The sequence below is a fragment of the Mycolicibacterium neworleansense genome (assembly GCF_001245615.1).
GTDB classification, from domain to species: Bacteria; Actinomycetota; Actinomycetes; order Mycobacteriales; family Mycobacteriaceae; genus Mycobacterium; species Mycobacterium neworleansense.
The window spans coordinates 1030586-1042881 of sequence record NZ_CWKH01000003.1; the positions used below are offsets into that span (position 1 = coordinate 1030586).

A 12296-nucleotide genomic window follows, 5' to 3' on the forward strand; every position below is an offset into this window, starting at 1 on the left:
ACGTCAGCCGCTCAACGCCTGTGCGCCAGAGCATCGTTACGAAACTATTCCGAGGTTCTTTCCAGGACAGACTTGAGCTGTTCGATGTACCCACTCAGTGCTTCCGGAGTGAACATTTCGAAGTGGGTGCAGTCCACCGGTCGCACCGTGATGTTCCCGGAAACATAAGGGCGCCAACTGTGCAGAAGCGCTCTGGCCGCCCTGCGGTTACGCAGCCGCGCCAACTTCGACATGAGCCCATCCCCGCTGGTCTCCTCGCACCGAGGACGGGCAGCCGAGAACATCACGACATCACCATCAAACAGTTCAGGCCGATGGTCGAGCAACAACAACTGACCCGAGCTCACACTGCGCGCCATGAATTCGACCAACTGCCGCGACGGAGGACTGGCCCCGTGCCGAGCAAAGATATCGGCCACCCGCGAATACGTCAGCAGCCCAAAATGCATCGGAATCCGGACCTTGTTGGTCCGCAGGATGTAATCCAGAACCCATCCTTCGGCCACCGCCTGATTCTGCGCGATCTTCCTGGTGATGCTCTTCCAGAATCTGTTCGGGTTCAACAGGCCGTCGAGCAACACCAACCGCTCAACCTCACACCCGCGCCGCTGAAGCTCCACAGCCAATGCATGAGCGACCACACCACCGAATGACCAGCCCAGAATCCGATACGGCCCAACCGGATACAAGTCCTGCAGCCGATCTGCGTAGTTCGCCGCCATACCCTGGATGGACAGCGCTTCGGCCTCACCGTCGGCTGAAGCTCGGTTGATACCGACGATCGGGCCATCGACATACTGGCCCAATGCCCGATACGACCAACTCAACCCGAAACCGTCATGGACACAACACAACGGAACACCTTCACCCGCCTTCAGAATCTCGACCGGGACCACTTCTTGCGAACTCTCATCCCGACCGACCTGCGCAGCCAAACTGCGCACCGTCGGTGTCTCGAACACCGAACGAACCGCAAGATCGGCATCCAGGCAGGTGTTGATCGCATTGACCAACCGAGTCGCAGACAGTGAATCTCCGCCCAGATCGAAGAAGGAATCGTCGACCCCGACCCGCTCCAGCCCGAGCACCTGGGCGTAGATCCCAGTGAGGATTTCCTCGGTGGCTCGCCGGAGCACGCTACTGCCGAGCATCGACATACCCCGGCACCGGCAGAGCCCGACGATCCAACTTCCCATTCACCGTCAACGGCAAGGTGTCCAACACCATCACAGCTGCCGGAACCATATACGCCGGCAATCGCTGCGTCAGCTGCGCCCGCAGCGCCGCCGGATCCACTGTCCCGCTGATTGACTCGGTGACATAACCGACCAGGCGCTTGTCGCCGGGCCGGTCCTCACGGGCGATCACCACCGCCTGCTGCACACCCTCCACATCAGCCAACGCCGACTGGATCTCACCCAACTCAATGCGATAGCCACGGATCTTCACCTGATCATCAGCCCGCCCAGCATACCGCAACTGTCCATCAGCGCCCCAGCGCACCAGGTCCCCGGTCCGGTACATCCGAGCACCAGATCCGCCGAAAGGACACGCCACAAACCGCGACCCGGTCAACCCACCCCGACCCAAATACCCACTCGCCACACCAGAACCAGCCACATACAACTCACCAACCACCCCCGGCACCACCGGACGCAACCACCGATCCAAGACAAACAACGCCGCGCCCGGCACCGGCACCCCAATCGGCACCGCCTTCGACCCCGCCACCAGCGGCGCACTGAACGACGTGTACCACGTCTCCGTCGGCCCGTAGCCGTTGATCATCACCCGGCCCGGCGCCCACCGATCCACCAACTCCGCAGGACACGCCTCACCAGCCACCACCAACGCCGTCGACTCCAAACCATCCGACGACAACGCCGCCGCAGCAGACGGCGTCTGGTTCAACACCGTCACATGCTCGGCAACCAGCAAGTCGTGCAACTCATCCGGCGAAGCCACCACCGCATCAGGCACCACCACCAGACGGCCACCACTCAGCAGCGCACCGAAAATCTCCCACACCGACACATCAAACGCATACGAATGCCACTGCGACCACACCCCCACAGACGGCAAACCCACATCCAGCTCATCGAAAAGTCGGGTTACGTTCTGATGGGTAACCGCAACGCCCTTCGGAACACCCGTCGTCCCCGAGGTGTAGATCACGTACGCAACATCATCCGCAGCCGGCGCCGGCAGCGCAGTACTAGACTGAGCATCAACCCGCCGATCCCTCACATCGATGACTTCAACCCCGCAGGCACGCAGACGCTCACTCAGAGCACCGCCGCTCAGCGCGGCGACTGGCTTGGCGTCGCCGACCATGACCGCGATCCGGGAATCGGGATGCACCGGATCGATCGGCACATACGCCGCCCCCGACTTCAACACCGCCAGAATCGAGACGATCGCCTCAACCGAACGATTGAGGAACAACGCCACGCACTCACCCGGCCCCGCGCCCACACCAACCAACAAACGCGCCAACCGATTCGACGCCCCATCCAACTCCCGATACGACCACGAACGGCCATCGAAAGTCAGCGCCGCAGCATCCGGGCTACCAGCCACCTGTCGCGCAAACACCTCCGGAATCGAGCCCCTACCACTCACAGGCGCCAACAACGCCGCCCGGTTGCCGACCACATCCAAACGAGCATGCTCGACAACGTCCAACACATCGATCGACGACACCCGCCGAGCCGAATCCACCGTCATCGCCACCAACACCCGCTGCAACCGCGCAATCAGCCCCTCGATAGTCGCCGCATCGAACACATCAGTACGAAACTCCACCGAACCACCGATACCCGCCGAAGCACCCTGCGCATCGAACCTCTCGCCCAGGGCGAAGACCAGATCCATCCGCGCGGTGTGAGTTTCGGCCATCAGCGGTGCCGCATACACATCGCCCAGTGCCGACTCGGCATCGGGTGCACTGACGGGGTTCTGCCAGGCCAGCATCACCTGGATCAACGGGTGATGGGTAAGACTGCGCGTCGGATTGAGTCTCTCGACGAGAACCTCGAACGGCACGTCCTGATGCTCGTAGGCGGCCAGGCTGCGCTGCCGCACCTGCCCGACCAGTTCGCCGACGGTGGGATCGGCGGCCAGGTCGACCCGCAACACGAGCGTGTTGACGAAGAACCCGACCAGCTCGTCGAGGGCGGGATCGTTACGTCCGGCGATCGGGAACCCCACCGCCACATCGGAACTGGCACTCAGATTCGACAGCAGGACCGCGAGTGCGGCTTGCAGCACGATGAAACTGGTCGCGTTGTGCTCGCGCGCCACCCGCGCCACCTGCTGCTGCAACTCCGCCGGCCACTCCACTTCCACGACAGCGCCCTGGTAATCGGCGACCGCCGGATACGGCCGATCTGTCGGCAATTCGAGGCGATCAGGCAGTCCGGCCAACGCGTCCTGCCAGTAGGCGAGTTGTCCGGCGATCCGGCTCCCGGGATCCGACAGCTCCCCGAGCTGCTCGCGCTGCCACAGTGTGTAGTCCACATACTGCACCGGGAGGGGAGACCACTCCGGTGCCTGCCCGCCGCACCGAGCTGCATAAGCGGCGGCCACATCTCGGGCGAGTGGGGCGAAAGACCAAGCATCACCAGCGATGTGGTGGAGCACCGCGACCAGCAGATGCTCATTCTCAGAAACGCGGAAAATCCTTACGCAGATCGGGATCTCAGCTTTCAGATCGAACGGATGCCGCACAGCTGCGTCGACGGCGTCGGCCAACTGGTCTGCCGGCCACGCTGATGCATCGATCTCCTGCCACCCGAGATCAGCATGCGCGGCGGGGATCACCGACTGTCGAGGAACACCGTCGACCTCGGGAAAGACCGTGCGCAGACTCTCATGCCGGACAACCACATCGGCCAGCGCCAAGCCGAGTGCATCGACGTCCAATCCGGTGACTCGATACATCATCGGCATGTTGTAAATCGGTGACGGACCGTGTAATTGGTCCAGGAACCACAGCCGCTGCTGGGAGTACGACAACGGCAGCACGGTCGGCCGCGGCATAGGCGCCAACGGAGTCCGTCCGCCCGTTCCCGTGGCGATTCGCGCCTCCAGCTGAGCCACGGTCGGTGCGTCGAAGACCGCGCGTACTGCCAGGTCGGTGTCGAAAGCGGTATTGACGGCGTTGATCAGCCTGATCGCTGACAGCGAGTCACCGCCTAGATCGAAGAACGAGTCGTCGACGCCGACCCGGTCCAGCCCCAACACTTGGGCGAAGATGCCGACCAGAATCTCCCCGGTCGGGGTGGCCGGTGCACGGTAACTGTCGGCGTCGATGTATTCCGGTGCCGGTAGCGCGCGCCTGTCCAACTTGCCGTTGACCGTCAACGGTATGGCGTCGACCACCACCACCGCAGCGGGCACCATGTAAGCCGGCAGGTGTTCGGCAAGCTGGGCGCGGGCCTTACCGGCGTCGACCAATCCCGTCACCGACTCGGTGACGTAGCCGACGAGACGCTTCTCACCAGGGCGGTCCTCGCGGGCGATGACGACGGCTTGCTCCACGCCATCCAGATCCGCAAGAGCGACCTGGATTTCGCCGAGTTCTATCCGGTAGCCCCGGATCTTGACCTGCTCGTCGGCGCGGCCGAGGTACTGCATCTGCCCATCGCCGCCCCAGCGCACCAAGTCGCCGGTCCGGTACATGCGGGCTCCCGCGCCGCCGAACGGGCAGGGGACGAAGCGGGATGCGGTCAGCCCGGGTCGACCAACATACCCGACGCCGACGCCGCGGCCGGCCACGTACAACTCCCCCACCACGCCAGGCGGCACTTCTCGCAGCCAGCGGTCCAGGACGAACAATGCCGCACCCGGTACCGGGGCACCGATCGGAACAACATTCGAACCGGCCGCTTCAGCTTTCAAGGGCGCACTGATCGTCGCGTACACCGTCGCCTCGGTCGGTCCGTACGCGTTGATCAGCACCCGCCCCGGCGCCCAACGCTGCACCAACTCGGTCGGGCAGGCTTCGCCGGCCACCACCAGGGCCGCGGACTCCAAACCTTGCGGTGAGAGCATCCCCGCGGCCGACGGCGTTTGGCTCAAAACACTGACCTTCTCGGCAACCAACAGCGCGTGCAGATCGTGCGGTGAACGTGCCACCTCCTCGGGCACCACCACCAACCGGCCACCGTGCAGCAGAGCGCCGAAGATGTCCCACACCGAGACGTCGAAGACCAGCGAATGCCACTGCGACCACACGGTTCCGGGCCCCACCAACGCCGGGTCCACGGACGCGAGGAACTGCGTCACGTTCTGATGAGTGATCGCCACGCCCTTGGGAACACCGGTGGTCCCCGAGGTGTAAATCAGGTAGGCGACGTCATCGGCGGCCGGCGCCCGCAGCGCGGTGCCGGGTTGCGTCGCGATCCGGTCGTCGGAAACCTCTATGACAGCCAGGTCGGCGCCATCCAGCCGGGCCCGCAACTCAACGGTGGTGATCGCTGCGACCGGGCGAGCATCGCCGAGCATGAACTCGACCCGGGCATCGGGCACCATCGGGTCGATCGGAAGGTATGCCGCCCCGGACTTGAGCACCGCCAGGATCGCCACGATCGCCTCGGCCGAATGGTTGAGCAGCAACGCCACGCTTTCACCGGGCCCCGCACCGTGGCCGACAAGCAGGTGTGCCAAACGATTCGACGCCTCATCGAGCTCGCGGTAGGTCCACGAAACGTCACCGCACACCACCGCCACCGCGTCCGGATCCCGGGCCACCTGCTCCGCGAAGACCACCGGGATCGACACCGCGGCCACGGGCTCGGACAGCACCGCCCGGTTGCCCCACCCGTCGAGGCTGGCGTGGTCATCCGGCCCCAGCAGATTCATCGACGACAGCTTCGCCGCGGGATCGGCGGTCAGAGCGTGCACCACTCGCGACAGTCGCTCGATGAAGGTCTGGATGGTGGCAGCGTCGAATACATCGGTGCGGAACTCCACCGCCCCGGTGATCCCGGCCGGCTCACCACCGCTCCAGCGTTCTGCCAACGAGATCGTGAGATCCATGCGTGCGGCCTGAGTGTCCGCTTCCAGCGGTGTGGCCTGCATACCACCCAAAGTCGGTGCGGGCGTTCGGTCGTCGTCCTGCTTGCTCACGTTCTGCCACGCCACCAACACCTGGACCAGCGGGTGGTGGGTCAGGCTGCGCACGGGATTCAGCCGATCCACAACCATCTCGAAGGGCACATCCTGGTGCTCGTAAGCAGCCAGACTGCGCCGACGCACCTGGGCCAGGAGATCGGCACCGGTGGGATCGCCGTCGAGTTCGACACGCAACACCAGCGTGTTGATGAAGACGCCGACCAACTCGTCCAAAGCCGGGTCACTGCGTCCCGCGATCGGGAAGCCCACCGCCACATCCGAACTCCCGCTCAGATTCGACAGCATCACCGCCAGGGCAGCCTGCACCACCATGAAACTGGTCGCGTTGTGCTCAGTCGCAACCCGCGCGATCTGCTGCTGCAACTCGACCGGCCACTCCATCGGGAGACTGGCCCCTTGGTAGTCGGCCACCGGCGGATACGGCCGGTCGGTCGGCAGCTCCAGACGCTCCGGCAGGCCCGCCAGGGTCTCCTCCCAGAACTCCAACTGCCCGGCGATCCGGCTGCCGGAGTCGGCCACATCCCCGAGATACGACCGCTGCCACAGCGTGTAATCCGCGTATTGCACCGGCAACGGTGGCCATTCCGGAGCCTGTCCCGCGCACCGGCTCGCGTAGGCGAGCCCGATATCACCCACCAGCGGACCGATCGACAAGCCGTCGCCGGCGATGTGATGCACCACCGCTACCAGGACATGTTCAGCCTCGGCCACGTGGAAAAGAGTTGCCCTCAGCGGAATCTCGGCTGACAGGTCGAAGTGGTACGCGACGGTCGCCCTGATCGCGTCGTGTAGCTGATCCGCGGACCAGCCCATCGCGTCGATTACCTGCCACCCGAGATCGGCCTGTCCCGCAGGCACCACGACCTGTCGGGGCACTCCGTCGACCGCCGGGAACACCGTGCGCAACGACTCATGCCGCTCCACCACATCGGCCAGCGCGGCACCGAGCGCACCGACATCCAACCCACCGGTGATCCGATAGGCAGTCGGCATGTTGTAGATCGGTGACGGCCCTTCGAGCTGGTCGAGGAACCACAACCGTTGCTGGGCATACGACAGCGGAAGGACATCCGGCCGTTGCTGAGCCACCAGCGGTTCACGCCGGCCCGAACCCTCACCGGCACGCGCCGCCAGTTGCGCCACCGTGGGCGACTCGAACACCGCCCGCACCGCGAGATCGGAATCCAAGCCGGCATTGACCGCATTGATCAACCGCATCGCCGAGAGGGAGTCGCCGCCGAGGTCGAAGAAGGAATCATCCGCACCTACGCGTTCCAGACCGAGAACCTGGGCGTAAATACCGGCCACCAGTTCCTCCACCGGGGTGGCCGGGGCACGATATTCCTGACCGTTGACGTAGTCGGGTGCCGGCAGGGCTCGTTTGTCGAGCTTTCCGTTCACCGTCAACGGCAACGCGTCGAGCGCCACCACTGCCGCGGGCACCATGTAGCCGGGCAACCGCTCGGACAATGCGGCTCGTACGGCAACCGGGTCCGCGGTGCCGGTGATGTATCCCACCAGACGCTTGTCGCCGGGGCGGTCTTCCCGGGCGATCACCTCGGCTTGTCGCACCCCGTCCAGATCTGCCAGAGCCGATTGGATTTCGCCGAGCTCGATGCGGTACCCACGAATCTTGACCTGCTCATCAGCCCGCCCCAGATAGCGCAACTGGCCGTCAGGACCCCACGAGGCGAGATCGCCGGTCCGATACATGCGGGCTCCGTCACCACCGAACGGGCACGCCATGAACCTGGTCGCGCTCAACCCGCCACGGCGCCAGTAACCGAATCCCAGTCCGGCGCCGACCACATACAACTCCCCTGTCACGCCGGCCGGCACCGGCTGCAAGGACGAATCCAGTACGAAGAACCCGAGATGCGCCAACGGCACACCAATCGGACTGACGATGTCCTCGACATCGCCTACCACGATCTCCCGGAACGACGCATGCACCGTCGTCTCGGTGATCCCGTACATGTTGATCAGCCGCGTCGAATCCGGATGCCCCTCGAACCACGGCCGAAGACGCTGCGGCTCAAGTGCCTCACCGCCGAATACCACCGTCTCCAGCTTCAACTGACGGCCCAGTTCAGGTTGCAGCGCATCAACGGACTGCAACGCATAGAACGCCGACGGTGTCTGACTCAACACCGTCACCTGCTCGGCAACCAACAACGCCAACAGCTCCTCAGGAGCCCGCGTCACCGACTCCGACACCACGACGAGCCGGCCGCCGTACAGCAACGCCCCCCAGATCTCCCAGACCGAATAGTCGAACGCCAATGAATGACACTGAGTCCAAACCTGACCCGCCAACCCCAATTCCGTGTCCAAGGTGCCCAACAACCGAGCCACATTCCGATGGCTGATCGCCACGCCCTTCGGAACACCCGTCGTCCCCGAGGTGTAGATCAAGTACGCGACGTCATCAGCAACCGGCGGTGCCAACGCGGCACTGGGCTGCGCTTCGATCCCGGCGTCCGCAACGTCTACGACGGTCAGGTCGATCCCGTCCAGCCGCGCCCGCAACTCAGCGGTGGTCACCGCGACAACCGGAGCAGCGTCGCCGAGCATGAACCGGATCCGGCTGTCCGGGTGCATCGGATCGACCGGCACGTACGCCGCACCCGACTTCAATGCCCCCAGGATCGCGACGATCGCCTCAACCGATCGGGGCACCAACACCGCCACGCATTTACCTGGGCCGGCGCCCAGCCCAACCAACCAGTGCGCCAACCGATTCGATGCCTCATCGAGCTCCCGATAAGTCATCGAACGCCCATCGAAACTGACCGCCACGGCCTCAGGTGCACTGGCCACCTGCGCCGCGAACAGTCCCGGAATCGACAGCGCGGGGACCGCCGATTCGGCCAGCACCGCCCGGTTACCGACATCATCGAGGCGAGCGTGTTCGACGACATCCAGCACATCGATCGACGACAACCGTCGCTCCGGATCATCGATCAGCGCTTCTGCGACGCGCGCCAACCGCTCGATCATCGTTTCGATACCGGCCGCGTCGAACACGTCGGTGCGGAATTCCACCGTGCCGCCGATCCCCGCCGGCTCGCCGGCATCGTCCCACCGTTCAGCCAACGAGAACGTGAGATCCATCCGCGCCACGTGGGTGTCGACCGACAGCGGACTGACCTGTGCCTCACCCAGAGTCGATTCGGTCGCTGCGTCGGCGGTGAAGTTCTGCCAGGCCAACGCCACCTGGACCAGCGGATGGTGGGCCAGCGATCTGGTCGGCTTGAGCCGATCCACCAGTACTTCGAACGGCACGTCCTGGTGCTCGAGCGTGGCCAGGCTGCGTTGGCGCACCTGGGCCAGCAGCTCGGCAGCAGTGGGGTCACCTGCCAGATCCACCCGCAGCACCAGTGTGTTGACAAAGAATCCGACCACGCGATCCAGCGCGGCATCACCCCGGCCCGCGATCGGAACCCCGACCGCCACATCAGAACTCGCACTGAGCTTCGACAGCAGTATCGTCAGCGCGGCCTGGACCACCATGTATGTCGTTGCGTTGTGGTCCCGTGCGACTGCGCGGATCCGCCTGTGCAGCTCGGCCGGCAACGACACCGGGATGCTGGACCCACGGTGATCGGCCACCGGCGGATAGGGCCGGTCGGTCGGGAGTTCCAGGCGCTCGGGCAGCCCGGCCAACGCCTGCTCCCAATACGCCACCTGCCCCGAGATGCGACTGTCGGGATCTGTGAGGTCACCCAGATTTGCGCGCTGCCATAGGGTGTAGTCCACGTACTGCACGGGCAGCGGTGCCCAGTCGGGCGCCAGTCCCGCAGACCGGCCGGCGTACGCCAGCTGTAGGTCGGCGATCAACGGGGCCACAGACCAGCCGTCGGCGGCGATGTGGTGCACCACGGCCACCAGGACATGCTCATCGTCGGTCAGCCGTAAAAGCGTAGCCCGCAATGGTATTTCGCTGCCCAAGTCGAAGGGTTGGCCGGCCATCGCTTCGATGGCCTCACGCAATTCGGTCATCGACCAACCGACGGCGTCGACCACTCGCCAACCGCAGTCGACCTTCTCGGCCGGCAGCACCAGCTGTTCTGGGATGCCCTCGACCGAACGGAACACCGTGCGCAAAGACTCGTGGCGCTCCACCACATCTGCCAGTGCCGCGCCGAGCGCATCTGTATCCAGGTGGCCGGTGACCCGCAGCGCCACCGCCATGTTGTAAATCGGTGACGGCCCCTCCAACTGATCGAGGAACCACAAGCGCTGCTGCGCATACGACAACGGGAGGACATCGGGCCGTTGTTGGGCCAACAACGGCTCACGCCGGCCCGAGCCCTCACCAGCACGTGCCGCCAGTTGGGCCACCGTAGGAGTCTCGAACACCGCCCGGACCGCAAAATCAGCGTCCAGACTGGCGTTGATGGCATTGATCAGCCGGGTCGCCGACAACGAATCGCCACCCAGGTCGAAGAACGAGTCGTCGACACCGACCCGCTCCAACCCCAGTACCTGGGCGTAGATCCCGGCGAGGATTTCCTCGGTGGGTGTACTCGGAGCCCGGTACCGGTCAACATCGATGTACTCGGGCGCCGGCAGAGCCCGCCTGTCGAGTTTTCCGTTGACGGTCAACGGCAAACTGTCCAGTACCAGGACCGCGGAGGGCACCATGTAGCCGGGCAACCGCTCCGACAATGCCGCTCGAACCGCAGCCGGGTCCGCGCTGCCGGTGACGTAGCCGACCAGGCGTTTATCGCCGGGGCGATCTTCCCGGGCGATCACCGCCGCCTGGCCTACCCCGTCGACCTCCGCCAAAGCGGTTTGAATCTCCCCCAGCTCGATCCGGTACCCACGAATCTTGACCTGCTCATCGGCACGGCCGCCATACCGCAGCTGCCCGTGACTGTCCCAGGACGCCAGATCCCCGGTCCGATACATCCGGGCCCCGTCCCCACCGAACGGGCACGCCACGAACCGCGAAGCACTCAGTCCGCCGCGACGCCAGTATCCACAGCCCAACCCGGCGCCGACCACATACAACTCCCCTGTCACGCCGGCCGGCACCGGCTGCAAGGACGAATCCAGCACAAAGAACCCGAGGTGGGCCAACGGCACCCCGATCGGGCTGACACTGCCCTCAGCGTCTCCAACGACGATCTCGCGGAAGGACGCATGCACGGTCGTCTCGGTGATGCCGTACATGTTGATCAACCGCGGTGAACCCGGGTGACGATCCAGCCAGCCCCGAAGGCGCTGCGGCTCAAGCGCTTCTCCGCCGAAGACCACCGTCTCCAACTTCAACTGACCACCCGTTCCAGCCCCCAACGCGTCAACGGCCTGCAAGGCATAGAACGCCGAGGGGGTCTGGCTGAACATGGTGACCTGCTCGGCAACCAGCAGGGCATACAAGTCCGCCGGTGACTGCGTTACGGACTCTGGCACCACAATCAGTCGGCCGCCGAACAGCAGAGCGCCCCAGATCTCCCACACCGAATAGTCAAACGCCAGCGAATGGCACTGTGTCCAAACCTGACCCGCCAGGCCCAACTCCGCATCCAGCGTCTCCAACAGCCGCACCACATTCGCATGGGTGATCGCCACGCCCTTTGGCCGGCCCGTCGTCCCCGAGGTGTAGATCAAATATGCGACATCGTCAGCCGTCGCCCCCGGCAGTTCCTGGCTCTGCCCGTTGTGCATGAGGGCGTCATCGAAATCGAGGACTTCCAGATCGCACCCGGCGAATCGGCCCATCAACTCCGTGGTCGTGATTGCCACGGCGGGTTCGGCATCGGCGAGCATGAACTGAACTCGCGCATCGGGATGCATCGGATCGATCGGCAGATAGGCGGCCCCCGACTTCAACACCGCGACAATGGAGACAATCGCCTCGATGGACCGGGGGAAGAGCAGTGCCACCCGCATGCCCCGGCCTACGCCCAGGCTGACCAAATGGTGCGCCAACCGATTCGACGCGTCATCCAACTCCCGATACGACATCGAGCGACCGTTGAATGTTACGGCTGCCGCCTCGGGCGCCCGCGACACCTGAGCCGCGAACAACCCCGAAATCGAAGCCGCCGAGATGGCCGACTCGGTCAACACCTCCCGATTACCCCACCCGAACAGCTTGCCGTGCTCATCCTCATCAAGGAAATCCATCGACGACAAACGACGGCTAAGGT

At 64.7% G+C, this 12296-nt stretch carries 1 protein-coding gene and 1 pseudogene; both read right to left on the minus strand.

Features of this window, described 5'->3' with window-relative positions; genetic code table 11:
• Nucleotides 1-44 precede the first annotated feature (44 nt).
• On the minus strand, nt 45-944 hold the full coding sequence (locus tag BN2156_RS31580; protein WP_456152361.1) for a thioesterase domain-containing protein: 900 nt from the start codon (nt 942-944) through the stop codon (nt 45-47).
• Nucleotides 930-12174, minus strand: a pseudogene (locus tag BN2156_RS30640) (amino acid adenylation domain-containing protein); the annotation flags it as partial. The pseudogene BN2156_RS30640 and the gene BN2156_RS31580, both read right to left, overlap by 15 nt.
• Nucleotides 12175-12296 lie beyond the last annotated feature (122 nt).